General features: G+C 68.7%; 24 protein-coding genes. 13 read left to right on the top strand and 11 right to left on the bottom strand.

Annotated elements, in window-relative coordinates; genetic code table 11:
- Positions 1 to 573: 573 nt before the first annotated feature.
- The 3 genes from BLR91_RS20280 to BLR91_RS01600 all read left to right on the top strand — a co-directional run bounded on the left by BLR91_RS20280 (position 574) and on the right by BLR91_RS01600 (position 3,463).
- On the top strand, positions 574 to 1,464 hold the full coding sequence (locus tag BLR91_RS20280; RefSeq protein WP_231918788.1) for a M57 family metalloprotease: 891 nt from the start codon (positions 574 to 576) through the stop codon (positions 1,462 to 1,464).
- Positions 1,465 to 1,484: 20 nt separating this feature from the next.
- On the top strand, positions 1,485 to 2,762 hold the full coding sequence (locus BLR91_RS20285; protein ID WP_231919012.1) for an RICIN domain-containing protein: 1,278 nt from the start codon (positions 1,485 to 1,487) through the stop codon (positions 2,760 to 2,762).
- A gap of 299 nt (positions 2,763 to 3,061) precedes the next feature.
- Positions 3,062 to 3,463 carry a hypothetical protein gene (locus BLR91_RS01600; RefSeq protein ID WP_231374481.1) on the top strand — a complete coding sequence of 134 codons (402 nt, stop codon included), beginning with the start codon at positions 3,062 to 3,064 and terminating at the stop codon, positions 3,461 to 3,463.
- Between the two features lie 246 nt (positions 3,464 to 3,709).
- On the opposite strand, the gene BLR91_RS01605 is transcribed toward BLR91_RS01600, so the two are convergent.
- Complete coding sequence (locus BLR91_RS01605) at positions 3,710 to 4,078, bottom strand: DUF2510 domain-containing protein (RefSeq protein WP_089877814.1); 369 nt, start codon at positions 4,076 to 4,078, stop codon at positions 3,710 to 3,712.
- 723 nt (positions 4,079 to 4,801) lie between these two features.
- Between BLR91_RS01605 and BLR91_RS01610 the strand changes: the two genes are divergently transcribed.
- Positions 4,802 to 5,158: a PASTA domain-containing protein gene (locus BLR91_RS01610; RefSeq protein WP_133638912.1), complete on the top strand. Its 357-nt coding sequence runs from the start codon at positions 4,802 to 4,804 to the stop codon at positions 5,156 to 5,158.
- 38 nt (positions 5,159 to 5,196) lie between these two features.
- Here BLR91_RS01610 and BLR91_RS01615 read toward each other — a convergent pair whose 3' ends face one another.
- Together BLR91_RS01615 and BLR91_RS01620 are read right to left on the bottom strand one after the other, a co-directional pair.
- Entirely contained in the window at positions 5,197 to 5,379 is a 183-nt protein-coding gene (locus BLR91_RS01615) for a hypothetical protein (protein ID WP_018192220.1), read from the bottom strand.
- The gene (locus BLR91_RS01620) at positions 5,379 to 5,660 is read right to left on the bottom strand and encodes a hypothetical protein (protein ID WP_089877811.1); all 282 of its coding nucleotides are present in this window, start codon (positions 5,658 to 5,660) and stop codon (positions 5,379 to 5,381) included. Before BLR91_RS01620 ends, BLR91_RS01615 begins: the two co-directional genes overlap by 1 nt.
- Positions 5,661 to 5,758: 98 nt before the next feature.
- Between BLR91_RS01620 and BLR91_RS01625 the strand changes: the two genes are divergently transcribed.
- A complete protein-coding gene (locus BLR91_RS01625; protein WP_089877806.1) occupies positions 5,759 to 6,232 on the top strand; it encodes a 2'-5' RNA ligase family protein in 474 nt (157 codons plus the stop codon).
- Positions 6,233 to 6,253: 21 nt separating this feature from the next.
- Here the strand turns inward: BLR91_RS01625 and BLR91_RS01630 are convergent, their stop codons facing one another.
- The gene (locus BLR91_RS01630) at positions 6,254 to 6,847 is read right to left on the bottom strand and encodes a YdcF family protein (RefSeq protein WP_089877803.1); all 594 of its coding nucleotides are present in this window, start codon (positions 6,845 to 6,847) and stop codon (positions 6,254 to 6,256) included.
- 445 nt (positions 6,848 to 7,292) lie between these two features.
- Here BLR91_RS01630 and BLR91_RS01635 point away from each other — a divergent pair, with 445 nt between their 5' ends.
- Both BLR91_RS01635 and BLR91_RS01640 read left to right on the top strand, forming a co-directional pair.
- A complete protein-coding gene (locus BLR91_RS01635; RefSeq protein WP_089877800.1) occupies positions 7,293 to 9,035 on the top strand; it encodes an MFS transporter in 1,743 nt (580 codons plus the stop codon).
- The gene (locus BLR91_RS01640) at positions 9,019 to 9,495 is read left to right on the top strand and encodes a MarR family winged helix-turn-helix transcriptional regulator (RefSeq protein ID WP_089877797.1); all 477 of its coding nucleotides are present in this window, start codon (positions 9,019 to 9,021) and stop codon (positions 9,493 to 9,495) included. The genes BLR91_RS01635 and BLR91_RS01640 overlap by 17 nt, the downstream gene beginning before the upstream one ends.
- An 85-nt stretch (positions 9,496 to 9,580) precedes the next feature.
- Here BLR91_RS01640 and BLR91_RS01645 read toward each other — a convergent pair whose 3' ends face one another.
- Entirely contained in the window at positions 9,581 to 10,444 is an 864-nt protein-coding gene (locus BLR91_RS01645) for an EamA family transporter (RefSeq protein WP_089877793.1), read from the bottom strand.
- Entirely contained in the window at positions 10,444 to 11,007 is a 564-nt protein-coding gene (locus BLR91_RS01650) for a dihydrofolate reductase family protein (protein WP_231918789.1), read from the bottom strand. The genes BLR91_RS01645 and BLR91_RS01650 overlap by 1 nt, the downstream gene beginning before the upstream one ends.
- A gap of 98 nt (positions 11,008 to 11,105) precedes the next feature.
- Between BLR91_RS01650 and recQ the strand changes: the two genes are divergently transcribed.
- The 3 genes from recQ (at position 11,106) to BLR91_RS01665 (ending at position 16,055) form a co-directional block, all read left to right on the top strand.
- Positions 11,106 to 13,100, top strand: a complete 1,995-nt coding sequence (gene recQ, locus BLR91_RS01655) for a DNA helicase RecQ (RefSeq protein ID WP_089877786.1) — start codon at positions 11,106 to 11,108, stop codon at positions 13,098 to 13,100.
- A 133-nt stretch (positions 13,101 to 13,233) separates the two neighbouring features.
- Positions 13,234 to 13,725 carry a DapH/DapD/GlmU-related protein gene (locus BLR91_RS01660; protein ID WP_231371239.1) on the top strand — a complete coding sequence of 164 codons (492 nt, stop codon included), beginning with the start codon at positions 13,234 to 13,236 and terminating at the stop codon, positions 13,723 to 13,725.
- A 224-nt stretch (positions 13,726 to 13,949) separates the two neighbouring features.
- Positions 13,950 to 16,055, top strand: coding sequence for an acyl-CoA dehydrogenase family protein (locus BLR91_RS01665; protein WP_089877783.1), 2,106 nt, complete (start codon positions 13,950 to 13,952; stop codon positions 16,053 to 16,055).
- A 91-nt stretch (positions 16,056 to 16,146) separates the two neighbouring features.
- On the opposite strand, the gene BLR91_RS01670 is transcribed toward BLR91_RS01665, so the two are convergent.
- Complete coding sequence (locus tag BLR91_RS01670) at positions 16,147 to 17,136, bottom strand: malate dehydrogenase (RefSeq protein WP_172823179.1); 990 nt, start codon at positions 17,134 to 17,136, stop codon at positions 16,147 to 16,149.
- 65 nt (positions 17,137 to 17,201) lie between these two features.
- Here BLR91_RS01670 and ypfJ point away from each other — a divergent pair, with 65 nt between their 5' ends.
- The gene (gene ypfJ / locus BLR91_RS01675) at positions 17,202 to 18,089 is read left to right on the top strand and encodes a KPN_02809 family neutral zinc metallopeptidase (protein WP_089877775.1); all 888 of its coding nucleotides are present in this window, start codon (positions 17,202 to 17,204) and stop codon (positions 18,087 to 18,089) included.
- A 17-nt stretch (positions 18,090 to 18,106) separates the two neighbouring features.
- Positions 18,107 to 19,084, top strand: coding sequence for a prolyl aminopeptidase (pip, locus tag BLR91_RS01680; RefSeq protein ID WP_089877771.1), 978 nt, complete (start codon positions 18,107 to 18,109; stop codon positions 19,082 to 19,084).
- Here pip and BLR91_RS01685 read toward each other — a convergent pair.
- On the bottom strand, positions 19,073 to 19,495 hold the full coding sequence (locus BLR91_RS01685; protein WP_018192205.1) for an adenylyltransferase/cytidyltransferase family protein: 423 nt from the start codon (positions 19,493 to 19,495) through the stop codon (positions 19,073 to 19,075). The two genes, pip and BLR91_RS01685, sit on opposite strands and share 12 nt — an antisense overlap.
- 104 nt (positions 19,496 to 19,599) lie before the next feature.
- Positions 19,600 to 20,187 carry an arsenate reductase/protein-tyrosine-phosphatase family protein gene (locus BLR91_RS01690; protein WP_089877768.1) on the bottom strand — a complete coding sequence of 196 codons (588 nt, stop codon included), beginning with the start codon at positions 20,185 to 20,187 and terminating at the stop codon, positions 19,600 to 19,602.
- Positions 20,188 to 20,426: 239 nt separating this feature from the next.
- Between BLR91_RS01690 and BLR91_RS01695 the strand changes: the two genes are divergently transcribed.
- Positions 20,427 to 23,078, top strand: a complete 2,652-nt coding sequence (locus tag BLR91_RS01695) for a right-handed parallel beta-helix repeat-containing protein (RefSeq protein WP_089877765.1) — start codon at positions 20,427 to 20,429, stop codon at positions 23,076 to 23,078.
- Positions 23,079 to 23,106: 28 nt separating this feature from the next.
- Here BLR91_RS01695 and BLR91_RS01700 read toward each other — a convergent pair whose 3' ends face one another.
- Together BLR91_RS01700 and BLR91_RS01705 are read right to left on the bottom strand one after the other, a co-directional pair.
- On the bottom strand, positions 23,107 to 24,462 hold the full coding sequence (locus BLR91_RS01700; protein ID WP_089877762.1) for a lipopolysaccharide biosynthesis protein: 1,356 nt from the start codon (positions 24,460 to 24,462) through the stop codon (positions 23,107 to 23,109).
- The gene (locus BLR91_RS01705) at positions 24,459 to 25,565 is read right to left on the bottom strand and encodes a glycosyltransferase family 4 protein (protein WP_231918790.1); all 1,107 of its coding nucleotides are present in this window, start codon (positions 25,563 to 25,565) and stop codon (positions 24,459 to 24,461) included. Before BLR91_RS01705 ends, BLR91_RS01700 begins: the two co-directional genes overlap by 4 nt.
- Positions 25,566 to 25,658 lie beyond the last annotated feature (93 nt).

Consider the following 25,658-nt stretch of genomic DNA (forward strand, 5'->3'; position numbering starts at 1 on the left):
TGTCGTGACCGGTACGGCGAGGCGGAACGCTGCACGGTGGCCGGCCTCAAAGAGACCGGCCACCCACCCTTCACAGGATGTGTAACCGATCGAGAACCAGCAGCGCGAAGCTGCCCACGATCGCCGTGGCACGCAAACTCCACCCCCGACCTCAGTCGTCGTGGTTCGGCGCATATATGCACTCCGTCGTCATTCTGCTCGTGAGCTCACGTCGTAGTCAGTGACGAGTGCATGTGCTCGTCGCGGTCGTCGACGGTCTCTTCCGGTGCTGCCGGGTGAGAGACGGGTTGACGCGTTCATGGGCGAACGAGGGACGTGGTTGTGGTGCGAGGGTGGAAATGGCGCCGGTTGATCGGCGTGTTGACGGCGGCGGTGGCAGCGGCGGTAGTGCTCGTACCTGTCGGAGGAGGCGCGGAACCGGCCGCGGCGTGGGCTCGCTCCGGGTATGCGTGCCGCACGTATCCCACGACGGCGACGTTGTACATCAAGTATCCGCCCACGGTGCCGGCTACCTATCGGGCGTCGCTGAGGAAGGCTGCAGAGGCGTGGTCCGCCTGGCGGTACGTCACGGGGGTGACCATCACGTTCGGCGATCTGGCGGACCCCACCCCGGCGGGAGCGCGGGTGGTCGGTGTGGCCTCGATGCCGAACATTCCGGGTCAACCCCGGGCGCAAGCGGTCGCAGCGACGTACTGCGACTTCCACTCCGGTCAGCCTGCTGGTGGGAATATCAGCATCGCCACGAACTACATGGGTTCGTATTCGGAGACGCTGCGGCAGCACATCTTCACCCATGAGATCGGGCACATCCTCGGCCTGAACCACAACACCGATCAGCTTGCGTGTGGAACGGTGATGGAGCCGACGTCCAGTGAGGGCTCGATCTGTGGAGACAACAAAGCGCCCTACATAGACGACGTGGCTGGTGTGCTGGCGCTGTGGCGGCCCAACGCGACGCCCGGCTTTCCGGCCGGGTCGCGGATCACCTTCAACAGGGACCCCAGCTGGCATCTTGAGTCGTCCACTGCCCGGTGGTCCGGATGGGCCAACGGGGTGACCTTCACCACCGGGTTGCCTGACGGCTACTGGGATTGGACCTACGTGAAGGACAATGCGAACGACGGGTGGGGCTGGCTGGTCAACTCCGCGTCGGGGTTATGCCTCACCAGGAACGCGGGCGCCGACCAGCCGCACATGGGGTGGTGCTCCGGCGACGGCGCCCGCTGGGCCGTGTGGCAGGGTGCGAACGGCATGAAGCTGCTCGGCAAGGGGACGAGAACCTGCCTGGGGATCATGCTGGGACAGAACCTGTTCCGTCGCAACTGGGGCGATTCGATGCCCTGTTCGGACTACCGATCCGATCTCCAGATCGTGAAGATGACGACCCCACGGACAAAGCGGTCACTCCCGGATGCCGATACCACGGGCGCGCGGTCATCGGTGCAGGCTCGGGTCGATGCCTGACAGCTCAGGGCGGTCCGTACATACCCGGGACGGACGTGACGATCTCCAGCTGCGCCGGTGCTGCCGCGCAGAAGTGGCGGTTCGACCCTGTGGAGAACGGGTATCGGATCAGCGCCTTCAACACGACGGCCGACTTCGAGGACGAGGAGCAGGCGCAACCCGAAGGGGAGGATCCGGCGATGTGCCTGTCCGGGTCGGGGGAGTCGGTCGGCACTGCCGCGTGCGAGCGAACGTCGGCCATGATCTGGACGGTCGCCGCTGACGGCACGCTGCGCAATCAGGGTTCGGGAACCTGCCTGAACGTTCGAGGCGCAGCAACCGGTGACGGCTCCCGGCTGATGCTGTATCCCTGCTCGACGGCGTCCAACATGGTCTGGAGCTCTCCCGAGTCGCTGACCAGCGGGCCGGTATCGCTGGCGCCGGTGTCCTCCGCCGGCGGCGTGCTTTCGACAACGCCGGCCGCGACCGGCGATGCCGACCAGCGGATCCGGACGGTTCTGAAGAAGGATGCCGGATCGAACACCGCGCGATTCCAGTACGAGCAGGTCGGAAACACCGGGGGAGGCCTCATCCGAAACGCAGACACCGGCACCTGTCTGCGGTGGAAGGGCAACGGAGCGCAGGCCGTCCTGGATCACGCATGCGACGGGAGCGACTCGTCATATCGGTGGGGACCGACGACGGTGGGGGCGGGAGTCTGGAAGCTGCAGAGCCAATACACCGGCGAATGTCTGGACCTGTTCGGGGCGACCGACACCGAGAACAACACGATCGGAACCTACGCGTGCAATGGCGCGTCCAACCAGACCTGGAGGGCGGTACCGAACAACCCCGTCTGGCCCGCCGGAACCGACACGACCGATCCCCCCAACATCGCCGTCTTCGGCGCCGCCACCCAGTCATCCACTCGTGACGCGATCGACTCGGCAGCCGACAAGGCCAACGACGGCGACATGGGGAACACCTCTGTCGCCCGCACCATCAACGATGCCTACCCGTGGTGGCAGCTCGATTTCGGGCAGACCACACAGATCGACACCGTGACGGTTCACCTGCCGACAGACGGCTCGCACTGGCTCAGATCGACCGACTTTTGGGTGATAGCGTCCAACGACCCGATCCCCGACGGCAACCCCTCAAGCCTCAGCGGGGGGAGCATCAAGACCGTGCACATCTTCCGCCCCTGGGAACCCGTGACCGCGGTCCAGCTGAACGGCAACTACCGCTACGTCAGAATCGCAAACGACTGGTCGTACCCGCTCTCTCTCGCGGAGGTCACGATCACCCCGCATCCCTAAAGTGAATCGGGCCCGCGGACGCAGTAATTTGCAGCCGTGGCCGCCCTGAATGGTGTGAGGCGTGCCTACGACCAGCGCCGGGCACTCAGCTTCGTCGATTCTCGGAGAAGCGAGACGGTGAGCGTCATAAGCTGCGCGGAAGAACGGCCATCGGAGCTATGAAGGATGTCAGAGCACCGCTGAGCGCCGATGAAGCCGACCTCGACTAGCTCTAACTGAAATAAGATATATTGATGGTGGTCAAACTTGGCAGGGCAAGTTAGGTCGAGATTGGAAGCTCAGTGCGTATGCTCCGGACCGTGACTTCGAAGACCGACCGCAGTAGCCCGCGAGGTGCCGCCTGGACGGTGTGGGCCGCGCTTGCGTGTCTCGCCGTCGCCGGGATCGCGTATCTCATCAATAGCGTCATCGCGGATGTGCTTCCCTCAGACCAGAAAATAGGCGCCGATGTGGTTGCCGTAGTGCTCACAATTATCTTCGCCCTCGGCCCGCTTGCTTTCGGAGTGCCGACGCTTGCCGGACACGTGTGGCCGAGGTGGGTGGTTCTCGGCTACGCGCTCTTCGCGGTAGCCCTTGTGGTGACCGCGTTTTCGCTGACTGGCCACACTGTGCCACTGATAGACATTTATGCAGCAGGCCTGATCGCGGCCTTTGTGCTGATGTGCATTCGGCCGAGGCGCACCCGACTTTCCCCGAGCTAGCCTCGCAGCAAACCTCTACGGAGCTTGCGGAGATCCACGGCCCGCAGCGGATCGGCTACTGCGCGTGCTACGCACGCCGCTCTGCAAGACCGCGCCGCCGGCCGCTACCGCGTGCGTCCCGGACGAACTCGGTACGCCGCTTCCCGACCTCAGCGCCTAAGCCGACGCCGCGCCGAGGATGCGCTCGTGCACTACACCACGCGGGCCGCTTGGACGCCACGAAGCCTTCACATCCGATATTGCGGTTCAAGACGTCCAGGCCAACCAAAACGTGAAAATGCCGACGCAGACCGACGCCGCGGAGATGATCGCGCCTGCGACGGCGAACCGCCGCGCTCCGCGATTCCGTTCGGCGATTCCGAAGAGGGAGACAACCACGCCGACGAGGCCGAAGAGCACGCCGAGCGCTCCGAGGAGAAGGGCTGCGGCAAACGCAACACACGCGAGGACGAACCCGGTCAGACCGACGCTGTTGCTCGGTGCCTGCGGGATGGTGTGCGCCAACGGCGCGCGTTTATTCGTCCATGACGTGCCCTCCCACCAACGAACGCGACCCCTGCCGTCGGCATACCAGCCGGACGGGATCGGCGGTGCCGAAGGTGGCTTATCGCTCATAGCTGAATACTAGGAGACTGTGTCGGGGACGCCAGGAAATCCGGTTCGGTGCCGTCTATCTCACTTGAGGGACATGATGCACAGCGCACTGCGACAGCACGAGGAAACCGCACAGTCATCGCACCATCCAAGCAGACCGCTCATGTTTCGGATTACGCCCGTAAGCCGATCCCGAATCGAACTAATCGCTTCAGTCGAAACCATCGCGGCGTCCTTCCGCGGCCCTTCGCAGTTCGCCTATCGATCCGGTCGGAGTTGGCTCACCCGGTTGCCTTAGTACAAGACCAGTCGCGTGGTCGCGCCACTCGGCCTGGGGTGCCATTGTTGGCACCGTCGTGTAGCCGGCTCGCACCTCTCGGCGCCTAGTGGCCGGAAGGAGCACAATACTTACGCAGAATGAGGCGATAGAGGCGAAGAGGACAAGCCAGAACGCGATCGACCCGGCGCCACTTGTTGGGCTCAGATCCGCTCCTGCGAAGGACACCAGAGCACCCAACATTGCCAGACCGACGGTTGCAACAATTGATGTGAGCGCGAGCACCCACCAGAACCAGGCGGTTGGTCTGACCGGCACGCTGGCTCGTGTCACCTGATGGGCCACTCGCACAGCCTAGTGACCCTCCAGGTAAAGGTCGCAGACGACGAGAGCCTGCCCTCGTGTCGCCGTAACGGATACTCTTCCGCACGTATCGGCGGTGTTGCGGTCGGCGTACTCTCTGTCTCGTGGTCGACCTTTTCGCTGACCGGGTGACCGTACCGGATGTCGTTGGGCTGCCGTTCCACGTCGGTCGCGATGTGGCTTCTGCTGCAGGCGTGACGCTCGCGAACACGGACCCGGACGGACCGCCCATCGGCGCGCTGGCGTGGCCTGGGCTCTTCTACATCACCTCACAGAATCCCGCCGCGGGTGCTGCGGTGTCTCGCTGGGGATCCGTCACGGTGGAGATCGTCGCGCACGGCGAGGCGGACTCCAACGCGGCAGTGGTTCGACCGGAAACGCCACCGTCGAATGTCGCTCACGCCGTTGCTGAGCGTGACACCTTCATCGACCTCACTGAGCCGGACGACTCCGCCGTCTGACGGTCAACACGGGGTTAGCTGCGCACACCATTGGCTGATCAGGAGCGTTGCCGAGATCGAGTCCGCACGAGTGTGACAACGACGCCGACCACGATGAACGCGCCGAGAATGGCCAGCGGCAACCACGGCGGGGTCGGCGAGGTGAGGGCCACCGTGTCGTTGCACTCTTGACCGCTGGGCGGCGCAGTCGCGCAGGATGCCCACACCAGCTGCTGCAGCATCAGTCAGTCATCTCGATCTGGTCGCGCAATGCTGAACGGCGCCCGAACACCCAGCCGAGGACGCCGACCAGGAGCAGCAGCCCGACGATTGCGAGTCCAGCGCCGACTGCCCGGTCAGTGGTGAGGGGGTACATCCCCGTAAAGGAGAACGACTCATCCGACAGCGGCGCGTAAGCAGTCCAGCCGAAGGACGCCGGCGCAAAGAGCAGCATCCCGCCTCCGACCAGCACCAAGACGGCAGCTGCCCCCAGCAGCACCCACACCCAGATTCGTCGCAGCATGCGCTCACACTATCGAGCCGACCTACCCCACGACGCTGTCCGCTACCGCCCGCTAAACGATCCACATCCGGGCGCTTCGCTTGCCATAGGGTCGGCTCATGAGGAGCTATGCCGTTGTCGCGCTGTTCCATCCGCTCGAGATCGGCACGACCATCAGTCGCCGAGCATGGCCAGCGCACATCACCCTCGCCTCGAACTTCACCGCTGCCGCGGCCCCTGACCGGGTCATCGAGGTTGTCACCGAAGCCGCCCCAGCCGCTGAACCGCTGAACGTTCGCTTCGGTGAAGAGGCGCTGTTCGGACCGAACCACGAGGTGCGAGTCCGTCTCGTGGAGTCGGAACGGGCGGTCAGCGTGCACATACGACTTACGGGTAAGCTCGAATCTCTCCCGGGTTTCGTTCCCGAAGAGCCGGCGTACTGGCGAGACGGATACCGCCCGCACCTGACCCTTGGCCCATCAGTGACTGCGACGGAGGGCGACCGCGAAACTGCGAGCTCCGTCGCGGTCGTTGAAATCCTCGACAGCGATGCGAAGGTCCTCGCCCTTCTGCACCCGCGAGGCGCACGCTAACTGATCCGCCTCCCTACCAACTCATTTGCCGCAAAGCGTGATCAGGTTTCTCAGGCCGATGAAGGCCGCAAGTGGCTTGACGAACGTGATCTCCCCGACTCGGTAATCGTCGCCGGGAGCAAGGCGATCGGCGAGGTCAGGGCGGAGCCTCCACAGGTAGGCGCGACCCTTCTCGGCATGCAAGGAGTTCGAGACGACTTTGATCGATTCGGCGTCCTCGATCAGAGGAATTGCATTTTGGATGTTCTCCCAGGTCGACCGACTGGTGACATCGAGACGGATCGCGCCGGCGTATCCGAGAGCATCTCTCGCGTAGCTCTCCATGAGTACTGCCTCGGGGGTCTGGCCGCCGACTGGCCCGCCACACAGGACCAGTGTGCTCGCCTGGGCCTCTGGGTCCATTGAACGGAGCCCGGCGCGCACCCTGTACCGGTTCATGTAGTTGGCGCGAGTGCCGGCGTTCTTATAGCCGAGAACGACGATGGCCTCCGCGCGTCCCTCACTTTTGCCGTTGCCGAGCCTCCTTCGGCTTGCTCGCCAATGTGTGGCTTCTCCGAAGACGAGAGCGACGCAGACCAGCCCTCCGAGGACCGTTGCAACAGTGCGAAGACGCATCCGTTCAGAATACGAGTGTGCTCCCCGGCCACTGTCCGTTGGCGGGTCGACAAACGGGACACCCGCGCCGGCCTCACCCTAACGCGCCGGATCGCGTACTTCGAAGAGCAGGGCGATTCCCGTAAGACCCGTCCGCAAATATGCCCGGTGGTGGTACCTCAAGCGCTCCAGTTCGGACCATGCTGTGCCTCTCCACCGATGCTCGAGATCTCAGTTCGCAGGGCAATGTCTCTGCAGTCGCTCGGGGTCGATGACGGGAATGTCAACCGACGCGGAAATCTCCATGGGACGGGTTGAGTGCCGACTCAAGTTGGTGCTGTCCTGACTAATTCGCGAACTGTCGACGCCCAAGCGAACGGCACGCCCGCGAGACGCCAGTTATATAGTTGACGCATATAAACAACCGAACTCCCACGTACTCGCGCGCACTCTGACAAGGACACCCGTGGCCCGCACCGGCATCTTCACCAAAGACCACCCGCACTACCGCTGGGTGGCACTCTCGAACACCACCCTCGGCATGCTCATGGCGACGATCAACTCGTCGATCGTCATCATCTCGCTGCCCGCCATCTTCACCGGCGTCAAGCTCAACCCGCTGGAGCCGGGCAACGTCTCCTACCTGCTGTGGATGCTGATGGGCTACATGCTCGTCACCGCCGTGCTCGTCGTCATGTTCGGGCGGATGGGCGACCAGTTCGGGCGCGTGCGCATCTACAACCTCGGGTTCGTGATCTTCACGCTCGCCGCCATCGCACTGTGCCTCGACCCGTTCAGCGGGGGCCCTGGCGCGATGTGGCTGATCGTCTGGCGGTTCGTCCAGGGCGTCGGCGGCGCGATGCTGTTCGCCAACTCGACCGCGATCCTCACCGACGCCTTCCCGGCCAACAAACGCGGCTTCGCCCTCGGCCTCAACCAGGTCGCGGCCATCGCCGGAAGCTTCATCGGCCTCATCCTCGGCGGCGTGCTCGCCGAGATCGACTGGCGTGCGGTCTTCTTCGTCTCGGTGCCGTTCGGCGTGATCGGCACCATCTGGTCCATCAAGTCGCTGCACGAGGTCGGACAGAAGAACCCCGGCCGCATCGACTGGCTCGGCAACGCCACCTTCGGCATCGGGCTCATCGCCCTCCTCACCGGCATCACCTACGGCATCCAGCCCTACGGCGACTCCAGCCAGGGATGGGGCAACCCGTGGGTGCTCGGATCGATCATCGGCGGCATCGTGCTGCTCGCGCTGTTCGTCGTCGTCGAGCTCAAGGTGCCCGCGCCGATGTTCGACATGCGGCTGTTCCGCATCCGGGCGTTCTCTTCGGGCATCTTCGCCGGGTTCCTCGCCGCCATCGGTCGCGGCGGGCTGCAGTTCATGCTGATCATCTGGCTGCAGGGCATCTGGCTTCCGCTGCACGGCTACAGCTACGAGTCGACGCCGCTCTGGGCGGGCATCTACATGCTCCCGATCACGATCGGCTTCCTCATCGCCGGACCGATCTCCGGTGCGCTCTCCGACCGGTTCGGGTCGCGCGCCTTCGCGACGGTCGGCCTGCTGCTGGTGGCGGCGACCTTCGTCGGTCTGCTGCTCATCCCCGTGAACTTCGAGTACTGGCAGTTCGCGGTGCTCACCGGTCTCAACGGCATCGGCTCCGGCCTGTTCTCGTCCCCCAACCGCACGGCGATCATGAACAGCGTGCCGGCGAACGAACGCGGCGCCGCATCCGGGATGGCCGGAGTCGCGCTCAATGCCGGAAGCTCGCTGTCGATCGGCATCTTCTTCTCGCTGATGATCGCGGGGCTGTCGGTCGCGCTGCCGTCGGCCCTCACCAACGGGCTGACCTCGCACGGCGTTCCCTCGCACATCGCGGCGCAGGTCGGAAACACCCCGCCCGTAGGCAGTCTGTTCGCCGCCTTCCTCGGCTACAACCCCATCCAGAGCCTGCTCGGTCCGACCGGGATACTCACCGCGCCGCACGTCGACGGCGCCACCCTGACGGGCAAGGAGTTCTTCCCGCAGTTGATCTCCGGACCCTTCCACGATGGTCTGGTGGTCGTCTTCATCGCTGCCGCCGTCATGAGCGTCATCGGCGCCGTCGCCTCGTTCCTGGGCGGAGCCAAGTATGTTCATGAGGAGGCCGTCGCACCCCAGCGGCAGGCCACCGAGGAAGGCGAGGAAGTCGGTGCCCACCGCGCATGAAGCTGACGAGCGGCCGACGGCCGGACGCGACGACGATGTCCCCGGCCGCCTGGCCCTGGCCGCTGGGCGGCTGAATCGCCGCATCCGCTCATCCACCGGAGGGCTCAGCCACGGGCAGCTCTCCGCCCTGTCGACCATCGTCCGCAACGGACCGCTGCGCCCGAGCGAGCTCGCCGCCATCGAGGTGGCGGCGGCGCCCACGATCACGCGCATCGTCGCGGAGCTCGAAGCGCGCGGCCTGGTGGAGCGCACGCCCGACCCGCAGGACCGCCGCTCCCTGTTCGTCTCCGGCACCGACGCGGGAACGGCGCTGCTGCTCGAAGCGCGGTCGGACCGCGCCCGCGCCGCTGCCGACATCCTCGCCGAACTCACGCCCGAGCAGGTGGACGCCATCCGCGCCGCCCTCCCCGCCCTCGAACGCGCCGCGCAGGTCACGCCGCCCACGCCTCCCGCGTCCTGACCTCCCGCGAGGTGCACGTAGATGCGCGCGACACGCCGGCCGCGGCCGCAACGACGTGCACCTCGGGCCCTGGTCGAGGGGCGGGTCAGGTGAGGGAGAGGAGCGCTGCGGCGGCGACGGCCAGCACGAGGCCCACCCACTGGACGGGCGCGACCCGCTCGCGCAGCACGATGGCGGCCAGCAGGATGGTGCCCGCCGGGTAGAGCGCCACCAGCACTGACATGGTGGTCAGGTCGCCGAGCCTCAGACCGAGCAGGATGAGGACGTTGGCCGAGACATCGAGCGCGCCTCCCGCCGCGGCGATGCCGGTTCCGCGCGGTTCGAGGTGAGGCGGATGCCCGTCCACGCGGCGTCGCGCGCGGAGCACGAGGACTCCGACGAGCGTCCACATCACGGCTCCGTTCACCGCGCGGTTGGCGATCAGCGGCACGACCCCCGAATCCTCGGGCGTCTGGTCGAGCAGGATGAGGAACACGCCGATCATCGCGCCGGCCCCGACCGCCATCAGCAGGGCGCGGGCGGTCGGCCTCACGGCGCCCTTCTCCGGGACGAAGCCGACGAGGACCACCGCGACCAGCGCCATCCCGATCGCGACATAGCCGATGGCCCCGAATCGGTCGCCGCCGAGGAGCCCCCACGCCATCGGCACGATGGCCGACATCAGGGCGGTCAGGGGCGACAGGATGCTCATCGGCCCGATCGCGAGGCACGCATACAGCAGGCCGACGGCGACCGAGCCCGCCAATCCGGACAGGGCGCCCCAGCCGAGAGCGGCCGCCGACCACTCCCCGCCGACGAACGGCAGGGCGAGCAGGAGCAGCAGGAGGCCGCTGACGGCGCCGACGGCGGTCGTGCGCACCGGGCCGATGCGCCGGGCGGCCACGCCGCCGAGGAAGTCGGCGGAACCGTAGACGACAGCGCTCAGCAGCCCGAGGACTGCGGCCGGCATCAGCTCCCGGCCAGCCGGTACGTGTGGAGGACCGCCCCGGACTCGAACCGACGCAGCTCGGTGAGCTCGAACGTCCACTTCTCGCGGTCGTCGGGGAAGATCCGGATGCCGCCGCCCACCATCACCGGATAGACGAGCAGCCGCAGCTCGTCGACGAGCCCCCAGACGAGCAGGGAGCGGACGAGGGATGCGCTGCCGGCGACGAGCAGAGGGCCGCCGTCGCCGTCCTTCAGCGACTGGACGGATGCGCGGACGGGCGCCTCGAGGGCGGTCGCGTTCCAGGCCAGCTCGGCCGGCCGCGAGGTGGCGACGGCTTTGGGCATGCCGTTCATCTTGTCGGCGAACTCGCCGTCGCGCGGGGGCCACGCCTCCGCGAACTGCTCGTACGTGCGCCGGCCGAGGAGCAGGGATTCGGCCTCCAGCACCTCCTGCAGCTTGAACGCGCGGAGGTCGTCGGAGCTGAACGGGATCGTCCATCCCGAATGGCGGTGGGTGGGCTCGCCGCCGGGAGCCTCGACCACTCCGTCGAGCGTCATGAACTCGGTCACGATGAGCCGCCGCATGTCCGCGATGGTACCGGAGGCCGGCCCGTGGATGCGGAAGTTCTCCACAGATCGGCACAGCCCGGCCGATCGTCGGCGGCCCCGGATACGATCGAGGGATGAGCTTCACCGACGGCTGGATCCCCGACGACAGGGATGCCCCTCCCCTCGACGAGGAGCCGCCGATGCCCGAGTTCGGCGACCCGTACACGGGTGCACCGTGGCCGGGGGAGGAGCCTGCCGGGGGTGGCGCCGCCTCGGGTGTTGCTGTGCGCACCGCACCCGTCGTCCGCTCGACGCCGCCGCGGTTCGCGTCCGCCGGCGAGGCCTTGCGCACGGTGTTCGGGTACGAGGAGTTCCGCGGGCAGCAGCAGGCGATCATCGAGCGCGTGGCCGCGGGCGGCGACGCCGTCGTCCTGATGCCGACCGGTGGCGGCAAGAGCCTCTGCTATCAGATCCCGTCGCTGCTGCGCGAGGGCACCGGCGTGGTCGTCTCCCCGCTCATCGCCCTGATGCAGGACCAGGTGGATGCGCTCACCGCGGTCGGCGTGCGCGCGGCCTTTCTCAACTCGACGCAGGATGCTGCGGCGCGATCCGCGGTCGAGCGCGCGTACCTGTCGGGCGAGCTCGACGTGCTGTACGTCGCGCCGGAGCGGCTGTCGTCGGAGTCGACGAAGCGGTTCCTCGAGCGCGGCAGCATCGCGCTGTTCGCCATCGACGAGGCTCACTGCGTGTCCCAGTGGGGGCACGACTTCCGCCCGGACTACCTCGCGCTCTCCGAGCTCGCCGACCGCTGGCCGGACGTCCCGCGCATCGCCCTGACCGCGACGGCGACGGAGGCGACGCACAAAGAGCTCACGTCCCGCCTGAAGCTGGAGGGCGCTGAGCACTTCGTCTCCGACTTCGACCGGCCCAACATCCAGTACCGCATCGTGCCGAAGGTCGAGCCACGCAAGCAGCTGCTCGACTTCATCACCAGCGAGCACCCCGGCGACGCGGGCATCGTCTACGCCCTGTCGCGGGCGTCCGTCGAGAAGACGGCGGAGTTCCTGTCGTCGCACGGGCTCACGGCGCTGCCGTATCACGCCGGGCTCGAGGCGTCCCGTCGCGCGCAGACGCAATCGCGGTTCTTGCGCGAAGAGGGCGTGATCGTCGTCGCCACCATCGCCTTCGGCATGGGGATCGACAAGCCGGATGTGAGGTTCGTCGCCCACATCGACCTGCCCAAGTCGGTCGAGGGCTACTACCAGGAGACCGGTCGTGCCGGGCGCGACGGCCTCCCCTCGACGGCGTGGCTCGCCTACGGCCTGCAAGACGTCGTGCAGCAGCGCCGCATGATCGACGACTCCCCGGGCGACCTCGCGCACCGGAGGAGGATGACGCAGCACCTGGATGCAATGCTCGCCCTCTGCGAGACCGTCCAGTGCCGCCGCATCGACCTTCTCGGCTACTTCGGGCAACCGTCCGGCCCGTGCGGCAACTGCGACACCTGCCTGACGCCGCCGGAGAGCTGGGACGGCACGGTGCCGGCGCAGAAGCTGCTCTCGACCGTCGTGCGCCTGCAGCGCGAGCGCAACCAGCGTTTCGGCGCCGGGCACCTGATCGACATCCTCCGCGGCAAGCGCACGCCGCGCGTGGAGCAGTACGGGCACGACCGCCTGTCGACGTGGGCGATCGGCGACGATCTGTCCGAGAGTCAGTGGCGCGGTGTGATCCGCCAGCTGATCGCCAAGGAGATGCTCAAGCCCGAGGGCGAGTACGGCGTGCTCACCATCACGCCGGCGAGCGCCGAGGTGCTTGCCGGCACGCGCCCGGTGGTGCTACGCCGGGAGCCGGACCGTCCCGAGCGCGCGCCGCGCGCATCCCGCAGCACGGCGTCCGCCGACCTCGCCGCCGCCGACCAGCCGCTGTTCGAGGCGCTCCGCAGCTGGCGCGCCGGCCAGGCCCGCGAGCAGGGCGTCCCCGCGTACATCGTCTTCGGCGACGCCACGCTGCGCGCTGTCGCGTCCGCGCGCCCGGCCTCCCTCTCCGACCTCGACGGGATCACCGGCATCGGAGCCAAGAAGCGCGAGGCCTACGGCGAGGCCCTCCTCGCCGTCGTCGCCTCCGCCTGACCGACCCCTTTGCGGCCGGTGAAAGGCGGGGTATCGTCCGTCGTTCCGGGCGGCCATCAGGGAATCTTTTCCTGCCCGCCTGCGTTATGACATTGAACGATTACTGCGGCGATCTCGGAGGAGGAAGTAGTAGATGGCACGAATGATCGAAGAGCTCGAGGACGAGACCGGCGCCGTCATCAAGTACAAGCGTCACGTGAACGGCCGAGGCCTGGTCTCGCCGTCCGCGCGGGTGGCCGAGTCGGCCTACATCGAGCCGACCGCCTACGTGGAGGCCGACGCGCGCGTCGGCATGGAGGCGTACGTCGGAGCCGGCAGCTGGATCGACAAGGGCGCGACGGTGGGCGACCGCACCTTCGTGGGCGCCAACGTCCACATCGGCGCGGGCTGCATCGTCGGCAGCGGAGTGAAGATCGGCAGCGGAGCGAAGCTCGGCGAGAACGCGATGGTCGGCAACGGTGCGCGCATCGAGCGCGACACCCAAGTGGCGGCCGGTTCCGTCATCGAGCTGAAGGGTGCGGCCGCCGCGCGGGCGGCGCTCACCACGCCGCTCCGGTCGCCGCGTCCGCAGCAGCGCGACCTGCGCTCCGTGCGCACGCCGCGCACCCCGCGTCGCGCGGCCTGACCCGCGAGCTCTCAGAAGACGCCGCCCCGGTTGCCCGGGGCGGCGGTTTCGCGCTCCCGGCCCCTTGTGCGGGGTGTCACGCCCCAGGGGGTCCGATTTGGAGGTTTCCACAATCGGGCGGAGGGGCGTCGGACACGCGGTTTGTAGGCGGCGCACGGTCGTTTTCCGGTTGCGCTCGACCGGTCGTAGCGTGGCGGAATCCACGATTTTCGTTAGGAGAGGTCATGGTCGACACTGCCGAACGCGTCCCCAGCGCGACCCCCGCATCCCCCGCCACGCCCGCCGCCGCGAAGGCGCCCGCTCCGGCCACCGCACCCGGCGTCACGCCGCGCGTCGATGTCGAAGCGCTCGGCCGTCAGCTGCTGGGCGACTGGGCGGAGGCCCGTCTGGCGTCGCGTGAGCTGGCCAAGCGCCCGGAGATGCAGAAGCAGGAAGGCCTCTCGGTCGCCGACCACCGCACGCGCGTGTTCGGTCAGCTGAAGCTCCTGGTCGAGAACGGACAGGTGCACCGCGCCTTCCCGAAGTCGCTCGGCGGCAGCGAGGACAACGGCGGCAACATCGCCGCGTTCGAGGAGCTCGTCGCGGCCGACCCGTCTCTCCAGATCAAGTCCGGCGTGCAGTGGGGGCTGTTCGGCGCGGCCGTCCTGCACCTCGGCACCGAGTCGCACCACCAGAAGTACCTGCCGGCGATCATGTCGCTGGAGGTTCCCGGCGCCTTCGCGATGACCGAGACCGGCCACGGCTCCGACGTCGCCAGCATCGCGACCACGGCGACGTACGACCCGGAGACGCAGGAGTTCGTCATCGACACCCCGTTCCGCGGCGCCTGGAAGGACTACCTGGGCAACGCGGCGGTGGATGCGACGGCGGCGGTCGTGTTCGCTCAGCTGATCACGAAGAACGTGAACCACGGCGTCCACGCCTTCTACGTGCCGATCCGCGACGCGAACGGCGACTTCCTCCCGGGCATCGGCGGCGAGGACGACGGCCAGAAGGGCGGATTGAACGGTATCGACAACGGCCGCCTGCACTTCAGCGGCGTCCGCATCCCGCGCACCGACCTGCTCAACAAGTACGGGGATGTGGCCGAGGACGGCACGTACACCTCGCCCATCCAGAGCCCCGGCCGCCGCTTCTTCACCATGCTCGGAACGCTGGTGCAGGGACGCGTGTCGCTCGACGGGTCCGCGACGATCGGCGCCAAGATCGGCCTGAAGATCGCGTTGACGTACGCCGACCAGCGCCGCCAGTTCACCGCGGGGAGCGACACCGACGAGGAGGTGCTGCTCGACTACCAGCGGCACCAGCGCCGTCTGCTCCCGCTGCTCGCCACCACGTACGCGGCGAGCTTCGCCCACGAGGTCTTCCTGCACAAGTTCGACGACGTCTTCAGCGGGAAGGCCGACTCCGACACCGATCGGCAAGACCTCGAGACGATGGCGGCGGCGCTCAAGCCGCTGAGCACGTGGCACGCGCTCGACACCCTGCAGGAGGCGCGCGAGGCGTGCGGCGGCTCCGGCTTCCTGACCGAGAACCGGCTGACCTCGCTCCGCCAGGACCTCGACATCTGGGTGACCTTCGAGGGCGACAACAACGTCCTGCTGCAACTCGTCGCGAAGCGTCTGCTCACCGACTACAGCCGCAAGTTCGCGAAGGCGGATGCGGGAGCGCTCGCCCGCTACGTCGTCACGCAGGCCGCGGGGAAGGCCTACCACGGCTCGGGTCTGCGGACGGTCGCCCAGACGGTCCGCGACTTCGGCTCGACGGCGCGGTCGGTCAACTGGCTGCAGGAGCCGGCCACCCAGCGCGAGCTGCTGACCGGTCGCGTGGAGACCATGATCGCGCAGATCGCCGGGCGGCTGCGCCCCGCATCCAAGCTGGGCAAGAAGGCCGCGGCCGAGCTGTTCAACTCGCAGCAGAACGAGCTCATCGAGGCGGCTCGCGCACACGGCGAGCTGCTGCAGTGGGAGGCGTTCACGGATGCGCTGGAGCAGGCTCCCGACGCGGGCACGAAGCAGGTGCTCACCTGGCTGCGCGACCTGTTCGGCTTCGGTCTGATCGAGAAGCACCTCTCCTGGTACCTGATGAACGGACGCCTCTCGCCCCAGCGGGCGCAGGCGGTCTCGGCGTACATCGACCGGCTGCTCACGCGCATCCGTCCGCATGCCGTCGACCTGGTGGATGCGTTCGGCTACGGCCCGGAACTGGTGCGCGCGAAGATCGCGTCCGGCGCCGAGGCGGAGCGTCAGGCGGAGGCTCGCGCCTACTACGCCGAGCGTCGCGCCGCGGGCACCCTCCCCACCCCCGAGAAGTCCCAGAAGAAGCGCTGACCCCTCTCGAGATTTGCGCCAAATCTCCGGTATGAGCCCGTCATAACCGCGATTTGGCGCAAATCTCGCAGATGGGGCGGCGAGACCGGGGTCAGAGGAGGCCGAGGGCGGTGACGGCGTCGCGCTCGGCGACGAGCTCGGCGACGGAGGCGTCGATCCGCTCGCGCGAGAACGCGTCGATCGCGAGGCCGGGCACGATCCGCCACTCGCCGTCGACCGACCGCACCGGGAAGGACGACACCAGCCCCTCGGGCACCCCGTAGGAGCCGTCGGAGACGATGGCAGCGCTGGTCCAGCGGTCTCCGGTGCCGTTGACCCAGTCGTGGATGTGGTCGATCGCCGCGCTCGCGGCCGACGCCGCCGACGACGAACCGCGCACGTCGATGATCTCGGCGCCGCGCTTGGCGACCCGGGGGATGTACTCGTCGGTGAGCCAGCGCTCGTCGACGAGCTCGGTGGCCGGCCGCCCGTCGACGGTCGCGTGCGTGACGTCCGGGTACTGGCTGGCCGAGTGGTTGCCCCACACGATGACGCCGTCGATCGAGCGGACGGGCACGTGCAGGTGCCGCGCGAGTTGCGCGACGGCACGGTTGTGATCGAGCCGCGTCATCGCGGTGAAGCGCTCCGCCGGCACATCGGGAGCATGCGCGCTCGCGATGAGCGCGTTGGTGTTGGCCGGGTTGCCTACGACGAGCACGCGAACATCGTCCGCCGCCCCGGCGTTGATCGCCTCGCCCTGCGGGCCGAAGATGGCGCCGTTGGCTTCGAGCAGGTCGCTGCGCTCCATCCCCGGCCCCCGCGGGCGCGCGCCGACGAGCAGCGCGACGTTCACGCCGTCGAAGGCCGCGCGCGCGTCATCGGTCACGTCGATGCCGCGCAGCAGCGGGTAAGCGCCGTCCTCCAGTTCGAGGGCGGTCCCCTCGGCGGCCCGCAACCCCGCGGGGATCTCGAGCAGCCGCAGGTGCACGGGCGTCTCCCGCCCGAGGAGCTGCCCGGAGGCGATGCGGAACAGCAGCGCGTAGCCGATCTGCCCGCCCGCCCCGGTCACGGTCACGTTCACTGGGGGTGTGGATGCGCTCACGCTGCCGAGCCTAGACCGCGGCCGACGCGCCCGGGAGTCGCCGATCGCGGCGTACCGTGTGCGGCATGACGTTCGATCCGAATGCCGACATCAGTGGTGGCCGGGTGCGCCGACGTGGGCGCACCGCCGGGATCGCGGCGGGGGGTGTCGGCCTCGGAGCGGTGGTCATCCTGCTGGTCTCGCAGCTGTTCGGCGTCGACCTGACCGGGATCGTCGGCGGGGATGCGGGCGGCAGCACCCAGCAGATCGGCACGGGCGACCAGGCGGTCGACTGCTCGACGGGCGCCGAGGCGAACGCCAGCGTCGACTGCCGCATGAAGGGGGCAGCGGCGTCGCTCGAGGCGTACTGGTCGAGCGAGCTTCCGGAGCTGGGCGCCACGTACTCGTCGCCCGAGTTCATCCTGTTCGAGGGCCAGACGGGCACGGGATGCGGCTCGGCGACGAGCGCGGTCGGCCCGTTCTACTGCCCGCCCGACCGCACGCTGTACGTCGACACCGGCTTCTTCGACGAGCTGCGCTCGCGCTTCGGCGCGAGCGGCGGGCCGTTGGCCGAGATGTACGTGGTGGCGCACGAGTGGGGGCACCACATCCAGAACATCGGCGGCATCATGGAGCAGCACAGCAGCAGGCAGACCGGTCCGGCGTCGGACAGCGTCCGCACCGAGCTGCAGGCCGACTGCTTCGCGGGCAGCTGGGCGGGCGCCGCATCCACCACCGACGACCCGAGCGGTCGGCCGTTCCTGGAGCCGATCACGGACGAGCAGATCGCCGACGCCCTGAGCGCCGCTGCAGCCGTGGGCGACGACCGCATCCAGCAGGCCTCGACCGGGCGCGTCGACCCGGAGGGATGGACCCACGGCTCGGCCGAGCAGCGGCAGCGCTGGTTCACCACCGGTTTCCGGCAGGGCGCGGCGGCGTGCGACACGTTCTCCGTCCCGGCGTCGCGGCTCTGAACCGCTACCCTCAAGCCATGCGGAGCCTGTACCCCGAGATCGAGCCGTACGACAGCGGAATGCTGGACGTCGGCGACGGCCAGCAGCTGTACTGGGAGGTCAGCGGCAATCCCGAGGGGAAACCGGTCGTGTTCCTGCACGGCGGCCCGGGCGGCGGCACGACGCCGGCCCACCGACGGCTGTTCGATCCGGAGCGCTACCGCATCGTGCTGTTCGATCAGCGAATGTGCGGCCGCAGCCTCCCGCATGCCAGCGAGCCGGAGGCCGACCTCAGCGTCAACACGACCTGGCACCTGGTGGACGACATCGAGCGTCTGCGCGAGCACCTCGGCGTCGACCGTTGGCAGGTGTTCGGCGGTTCGTGGGGCAGCACCCTGGCGCTGGCGTACGCGGAGACGCATCCCGAGCGGGTCACCGAGCTCGTGCTGCGCGGCATCTTCACGCTGCGCGCGCACGAGCTGGACTGGTTCTACGAGGGCGGCGCGTCCGCGCTGTTCCCGGATCTCTGGGAGGGGTTCCTGGAGCCCGTCCCCGAGGGCGAGCGGTCACGTCTGATGCGTGCGTACAACCGCCTGCTGTTCGACACGGACCCGGCCGTGCACCTGCCCGCCGCCGTCGCGTGGTCGCGCTGGGAGTCGTCCACGATCACCCTGCTGCCGCGGCCGGAGCTCGTCGAGGCGTTCACCGAGCCGACGCATGCCGTCGCGTTCGCGCGCATCGAGAACCACTTCTTCGTCAACGGCGGTTGGTTCGAGGAGGGCCAGCTGATCCGGGATGCGGAGAAGCTCGCCGGGATCCCCACCGTGATCGTGCAGGGCCGCTACGACGTGTGCACGCCGCCGATGACCGCGTGGGACCTGCATCGTGCGCTCCCGGAGGCGGACCTGCGGGTGATCCCGGATGCCGGGCACGCGTTCGACGAGCCGGGCATCCTGGATGCGCTGATCGAGGCGACCGACCGCTTCGCCGACGAGGACGGGGACTCAGCCGGCTAGGACCGCGAGCGCCTTCCGCAGCTGGGTGGATGACGTGGTCATCGTGTACGGGAAGTACACGACCTCGACGCCGACGGCCGCGAACTCGCGCTCGAGCCGCATCCCCTTCTCGGTGCCGCGCCAGTCGTCGCCCTTGAAGAACACGTCGAACCGCAGTTCGCGCCAGGTGTCGAGCTTGTCGGGGACGGTCTCGGCGACCGCCTCGTCGACGTAGTCGATGCTCTGGACGATCTCCAGCCGCTCGGCGAGGGGGATGACCGGGGTGATGCCCTTGGTGAGCTCCAGCATCTCGTCGGAGACGACGCCCGCGATCAGGTAGTCGCACTGGCTCTTGGCGTGTTTCAGGATGTTCAGGTGTCCGATGTGGAACAGATCGAACGCCCCTGCGGCGTAGCCGACGCGTCGGGTCACGGGCTTCCCCCCTTGGTTTGAGATTTCCTCACCTATTCTGGCGGATTAGTGAGGATTTGTCACCAAGTGATCTCGGGGTGCGCTGAATGTGCCCTGTGCGGGTGTCAGGCGGTCTGTGCGGCCTCCAGGAGCGCAGGTGCGATGCGCTGTACCAGCGGCTCGATCTGGCCGAGTGCCGCCTGATACGCGGCCTCACCCCGGCCGTACGGATCGAGGATGTCGCCCTCGTCGTATCCCCGGCGGGTGGGAGCGCCGAGCGAGCGGATGCGGAGCGCCGGACGGTGTGCCGCCGCCCACGCGACGAGCTCGCGCAGGTCCGAGCCCTCTGGCGCCCCGACGATCGCGTCGGCGAACTCCGTCAGGGTGAAGGCGCGGCGCACGATCCGCGGCTCGTGCTCGGTCACCCAGGCGAGATGTTGCTGCGTCGCGGTGAGCACCAGGTCGGAACCGGCGAGCAGCTGTCGATCCGCCTGCCGGGCGACGAACTCGGAGACGTCGATCCCGCGGTCCTCCAGCAGGCGGTCCATGGGCGGGTTCACCGGCCAGCCGCGCTCCGCGTGCGTCCCAGCGGAGTGCACGTGGAAGCGCGGATCGGACTCGAGCGCCTGAGCCAGCAGGAACTCCATCGCGGGGGAGCGGCAGATGTTCCCCGTGCAGACGGTGAGGATGCGGAAGGTGTCGGAGCCGGGCATGCAGCCATTCTTCCGGAAACGCCCGGGAAGGGGCCGACGGCTGCGAAGCGCCTGGCTGGGCCACCCGAAAGGGGGGGTGTATCGCCATAGCGTGTCGACAGGGACGCGCGATAGATTTAACGGTTTTGGTTCGCGGACTCGCAGGGGCACGTGCTAGCTTCTTGTCAGCTCCGCGCAGAAGGCCTGGTCTCACCTCTGTGTTTTTCTGTTCGCGAACTATCAGTATTGGAAGACAGTCCATGGTCCGCAAGGCCAGACACCGCCTCACCAACACCCAAAAGTCCCCCGCTCCCCGCATCTTCACCCGCAACATCGTCGTCACCGCTGTGGCGACGGTCGCCACCGCCGGTATCGCCGTCTTCGGCCTGCCGGCGATCACGGCGTCGGCTGCACCCTCCAACTACGTCGTCGGCAGCCAGCTGGTCTCCGACGACTTCTCTCGCGTCACAGCGGGTGGATGGGGCAGCGCGCCGGTCGGCGGCGCCTACCGGACCACCGGCACGACGCCCTTCTCGGCGACCGGCGACGCCGGCAGCATGACACTGCCGCGTCCCGGCTCGTCGCTCACGGCGACCCTGCCGTCGGTCACCGCCGGTGACGTCACGACGTCGGCGACGATCGACGTCCCGCGCATCCCCTCCGGGGGTAACGGCATCTTCGCCGGTGTGCAGACCCGCGTCGCCGCCGGCTCGTACTATCAGGCCAACATCCGGGTGAACGCCACAGGCGCCCTCACCCTCACGATCCTCCGCATCAACGGCTCCACGGCCGACCAGACGACGGTCGGCAAGGAGATCCGGGTCGCGACCGGCCTCAAGGCCGGGGCATCGGTGCACCTCGAGTTCCAGGCGACCGGGTCGAACCCCGTCCACCTGCAGGCTCGCGCCTGGCCTGAGGGCCAGGCGAAGCCGGACTGGCAGTCCGTCGCCGACGACTCCAGCGCGAAGCGACTGACCTCCGCGGGCAGCCTCGCCGCCTGGTCGTACGTCTCCGGCTCGACCGCCGCTCAGCCTGTCGCGTTCGACACGCTCGCGGCGTCGACGCTGAAGCCGGTGGAGGAGACCCCGACGCCGACTCCGACGCCGACCACCACTCCGACGCAGACGCCGACCCCGACGCAGACGCCGACACCCCAGCCGAGCGAGCCGACCGCACCGGTCGACCCCGCGCCGCCGGTCACCCCGCCGACGCCGCCGCAGCCCGCTCCGACCGGCGACCCGTCGATCGACACGTCCGGCACCCGCTTCCCGACGGGCGCGGCCGCCATCGGCAGCACCGCGTACGCGGTTCCCGCCGGCGCCCTGCTCGTGGCCCCGAACGGCTCCGACACCGGAGCGGGGACGGCATCCAGCCCGTTCCGCACTGTGCAGCACGCCATCGACGTCGCCGGGAACGGCGCGACGATCGTCCTGCGAGCCGGCAGCTACCACGAGTCGCTGACCGTGCCCGCGACGAAGAAGCTGACCATCCAGTCGTACCCGAAGGAGGCCGCCTACCTCGACGGCAGCTCCGTCGTGAAGGGCTGGACGCAGAGCGGCACCACCTGGGTCGCCGGAGGCTGGAACCACGTCTTCGACTCCAGCCCCACCTACACGCGCGGCGCCGGCGACGGCTCCACGCCGGGCTGGCAGTGGCTGAACCCGTCGTACCCGATGGCCGCGCACCCCGACCAGGTCTGGATCGGCAATGCCGCCCAGCAGCAGGTCGCGAGCCGGTCGCAGGTCCGCCCGGGCACCTTCTACTACGACACCGCGGGCAAGACGCTCGTGCTCGGAACCAACCCGGGCAGCCAGGAGGTGCGCGCGAGCGACCTGCAGAAGGCGATCAGCGTCCAGTCCGCCGGCTTCGTCCTGAAGGGCGTCGGGGTGCGCCGCTACGCGCCTTCGGTCCCCGACATGGGTGCGGTCACCGCGTGGAAGGGCGGAGCGCTCTTCGAGAACGTCTCCTTCACCGACAACGCCACCACCGGTGTCTCGCTGGGCGGCGACGGCAACACCCTGCGCTCCGTCACGGCGGCCCGGAACGGCCTCCTCGGTGTCCACGCGAACTACTCCGACCACCTGACGCTCGACGGCGTGCTGGCCGCGGACAACAACGCCGAGCACTTCAACACCTCGCCGGTCTCGGGAGGCGTGAAGATCACGCGATCGCGGATCATCGACATCCGTGACAGCGCGTTCCTGCGCAACCAGGCGGCCGGGCTGTGGCTCGACGAGTCGGTCTACGGCATGACGATCGCGCACAACGACGCCATCGGCAACGCGGGCAACGGCATCTCGCTGGAGATCTCGTCGACCGCGACCCTGGTGGACAACGTCGCGTCGCGGAACACCTCGGCCGGCATCAAGCTGAACAACATCAGCTCGGCCAAGGTGTGGAACAACACGCTCAGCGACAACGCGCGCAACCTCGACATCACGCAGGACTCGCGTCGGGGCAACAACGCGTCGGACGCCGGTCACGACCCGCGCCAGGCGTTCCCGGACCCGACCATGACCTGGATCACCGGGCCGGTCACCATCCGGAACAACGTCATCTCCGGCGGGACGGGCAACTGCCTGCTGTGCGTCGAGGACTACTCGCACCAGCTGTCCGCCGAGCGGATGCAGATCAGCAGCGATTACAACCTGTATCGCAGGGCCTCGGCTTCGTCCCCGTCGTGGGCGGTGATCTGGTCCCGCGGCGCCGGTGACCCGGCCGTGTACTCCACGTTCTCGGCATTCACGTCGGCGACCGGGCAGGAGGCGCACAGCACGATCGCGGAGAACGCACCGTCGCTCGCGCCCTCGCAGCTGATCGCGTCGGTGGTCGGCGCGGCCACGGCCCTCCCCGGCGACATCGCGTCGCTGATCGGGAAGCCGGCCGGCACCGTCCACGTCGGCGCCTGGTAACAGCGGGGCGCCCGCAGCGCGGGTTCCTCTAGAGCACGTCCTCTCGGCCGTCGTCGGGCACTTCCGCCCGACGGCGGCCGAGGTCGTGTGTGACGTACCAGAGGTTGGGCAGCACCTGGCAGACCAGGACGCTGATCGCGGAGCCGATGATCGGTCCGCCGGCACCGATGACGCCGATCAGCCACCAGGAGAGCACGAGGTTCAGGGGCACGCTGGCGACGATCGGCCAGACCTGGAAGGTGAGGCCGCGCTTGTCGGTCATGTACATGCCCGCCGGGTATTTGGCGGCCTGCAGGGCGACGAAGACCACGAACCCGCCGACCAGCCACGGGTCGAGGGTGAACCTGTCGCCCGCGATGAAGTGGGTGAGCAGCGGCGAGAGCGCGGCGAGCAGGAGTCCCAGTCCGAGGCCGCCGGCGAGGAACCACATCGTCGGCTTCATCGGCGACTCGATGCGCGACTCCGACCGGGCCCGCGCATAGATCGGCCAGAGTGCGACGCCCGCGGCGGCGATGGTCTGCACGACCAGGCCGAACAGCTGGGAGGCGAGGTTGTACTGCGCGAGTTCGGTGCCGGTGGTCAGGTGGCTGAGCAGGAGGCGGTCCGTCTGCATGGCGATCGGGAGGGCGACCATCTGCACGAGCATCGGCCACGCGACGCCCATGGCAGGAACGCCCGGGTAGCGCCGGGGGAACGGCACCTCGCGGAGGGCCTTCCCGATCTGCGGACGGATGAGCCGCGCTGCGACCAGGAGGCAGATCAGCGATGCGAGGCCGTTGGCGATGTACGAGAGAACCGCGAGGAAGCTGCCCGCCGGAGCCGACAGGGCCACCAGGGTCGCGAGCCCGAGGAACATCGCCGGGGCGACGACGGCCTGGCTGGCGGTCTGGGTGCTGGTGCGGCCGAGCCCGACGAGCACGCGCGAACCGACCGTGAGCGGCAGTACCAGCGCGAACGTGCCGAGGCACAGGAACGCGGCGAGACTCCCGCCGTCCGGCAGCAGCGCACCGCCGAGGATGGCCGGCCACCAGCCGAGCAGCGAGATCACGAGGCCCACGCCGACGATGGCGGCGGCGGAGCACAGCAGGATGCGGAAGGCCGTCACGATCGTGCTGCGGACCAGACGGTCGGACGCCGGTTTGTCGGAGCCGGCCACCGCGTTGATGACGACGGCCGCGATCCCGAGGTCCGCGAACGGCAGCAGGGCGGGAAGCGCCGCGAGCAGGCCGTACTGGGCGTAGGCGTCGGTGCCGAAGTTCTGGATGATGAGCCGGCTGTTGACGATGCCGATGAGCCCGGAGATGCCCATCACGACGACTTTGATGACCGCCGTCGACCCGACAGCGCGCACCATCCCGGTGCGCTGCGGCTTCACGGTCGTCATGCCGGCACCTGCTCTTCGAACAGGGCGCGACCGGCGGCGATGCGGCCGTCGACGGCGGGAAGGGCGGAGCGGATGTCGGCGGCCGTGCGGTGGCGGGCGAGCGCCGCATCCACCCCGTCGGCGATGCGCGCGGCGTCGGCGTCCCCCGGGAGGACGATGTGGCCGGCGTCGATGAGGAACTCGGCGATGCCGGTCTCCGACGTGGTGACGACCTCGCAACCGTGCGCGAGGGCTTCCACCAGCGGAAGGCCGATCTGCTCACGCCAGTCGCCGACCCGGCGTGACGGCAGCACGAGGACGTGCGCGCGGAGCAGTTCGGTGTGGATGACGTCCCTCGGCGGATCGACGAGGAGCCGGATCGAGGGGTCGGCGTCGGCCGCGGCCCGTGCCTCGTCGAGCATCCCGCCCGACCCGATCAGCGTCAGCGTCGCCAGCGGGCGCCGGGAGCGGATGGCCGGCCAGGCGGCGAGCACGTCGCCGAAGCCCTTGCGCGGAGAGAAGGCGCCGAGGAAGACGACGCCGTCGGGGTCGCGCTGGACCGTCCGCTCGGCGTCGCAGCGGCACGGGCTCGGGAGCGCTTCGACCGTCAGCTGGCGGCGGGGGCGGCGGGCGAAGGTCTCGCCGTAGAGGTCGCGGGCGCCGGGCGTCCCGTAGACGACGGTGTCGAGACGGTGCCAGACGTAGGCGCTCAGCATCCGCTCGACGGCGCGGCGCAGGCGGCTGCGGAGGCGAGGCGGGCGGGCGGCGAAGGGGTCGAGGTTCTCGATCGCGTAGGTGGCGACTTCGGCGCGTGGTGCACCGAACAGGCGCTTGATTCCGAGTGCGGCGAGCACGGCGGCGGTCCGGGGGAGGGAATCGAGGTAGAGCGGCTCGTCGACCTCGACCCGGGTGATCCTGCTGCGGAGGGCCATCCGTGCCGCCGCGAGGCTGCCGGCCTGCGCGAGCTCGATACCGGAGGCGAGCTCAGGATCGAAGTCGTAGCGCTTCACTCGGTACACGATCGCCGCCGGGTCGAGTTCGTGGGCGCGCTCGAGATGCACGCTGCGCACCTGGTCGTACAGGCGGACGTGCTGGTGGTGAAGAGTTGGCGCTTCGCTGGCCACGGGCAGCTCCGGGGTCTGGTCGGGGCCCTCGAGTCGGGTGTCGGGCCTCTGCTCAGCGAGTCTAGACAGGCGGAGGCAAAATAACGAGATATT

Source organism: Leifsonia sp. 466MF (assembly GCF_900100265.1).
In the GTDB taxonomy this organism is placed as follows: domain Bacteria; phylum Actinomycetota; class Actinomycetes; order Actinomycetales; family Microbacteriaceae; genus Leifsonia.

Excerpts from the sequence above, each read along its gene's own strand:
- BLR91_RS01605 (WP_089877814.1), bottom strand. The coding sequence starts at position 4,078 with ATGAGCGATAAGCCACCTTCGGCACCGCCGATCCCGTCCGGCTGGTAT.
- BLR91_RS01615 (WP_018192220.1), bottom strand. The coding sequence starts at position 5,379 with ATGCTGCAGCAGCTGGTGTGGGCATCCTGCGCGACTGCGCCGCCCAGC.
- BLR91_RS01620 (WP_089877811.1), bottom strand. The coding sequence starts at position 5,660 with ATGCTGCGACGAATCTGGGTGTGGGTGCTGCTGGGGGCAGCTGCCGTC.
- BLR91_RS01625 (WP_089877806.1), top strand. The coding sequence starts at position 5,759 with ATGAGGAGCTATGCCGTTGTCGCGCTGTTCCATCCGCTCGAGATCGGC.
- BLR91_RS01630 (WP_089877803.1), bottom strand. The coding sequence starts at position 6,847 with ATGCGTCTTCGCACTGTTGCAACGGTCCTCGGAGGGCTGGTCTGCGTC.
- BLR91_RS01645 (WP_089877793.1), bottom strand. The coding sequence starts at position 10,444 with ATGCCGGCCGCAGTCCTCGGGCTGCTGAGCGCTGTCGTCTACGGTTCC.
- BLR91_RS01650 (WP_231918789.1), bottom strand. The coding sequence starts at position 11,007 with ATGCGGCGGCTCATCGTGACCGAGTTCATGACGCTCGACGGAGTGGTC.
- recQ (WP_089877786.1), top strand. The coding sequence starts at position 11,106 with ATGAGCTTCACCGACGGCTGGATCCCCGACGACAGGGATGCCCCTCCC.
- BLR91_RS01660 (WP_231371239.1), top strand. The coding sequence starts at position 13,234 with ATGGCACGAATGATCGAAGAGCTCGAGGACGAGACCGGCGCCGTCATC.
- BLR91_RS01665 (WP_089877783.1), top strand. The coding sequence starts at position 13,950 with ATGGTCGACACTGCCGAACGCGTCCCCAGCGCGACCCCCGCATCCCCC.
- ypfJ (WP_089877775.1), top strand. The coding sequence starts at position 17,202 with ATGACGTTCGATCCGAATGCCGACATCAGTGGTGGCCGGGTGCGCCGA.
- pip (WP_089877771.1), top strand. The coding sequence starts at position 18,107 with ATGCGGAGCCTGTACCCCGAGATCGAGCCGTACGACAGCGGAATGCTG.
- BLR91_RS01690 (WP_089877768.1), bottom strand. The coding sequence starts at position 20,187 with ATGCCCGGCTCCGACACCTTCCGCATCCTCACCGTCTGCACGGGGAAC.
- BLR91_RS01695 (WP_089877765.1), top strand. The coding sequence starts at position 20,427 with ATGGTCCGCAAGGCCAGACACCGCCTCACCAACACCCAAAAGTCCCCC.
- BLR91_RS01700 (WP_089877762.1), bottom strand. The coding sequence starts at position 24,462 with ATGACGACCGTGAAGCCGCAGCGCACCGGGATGGTGCGCGCTGTCGGG.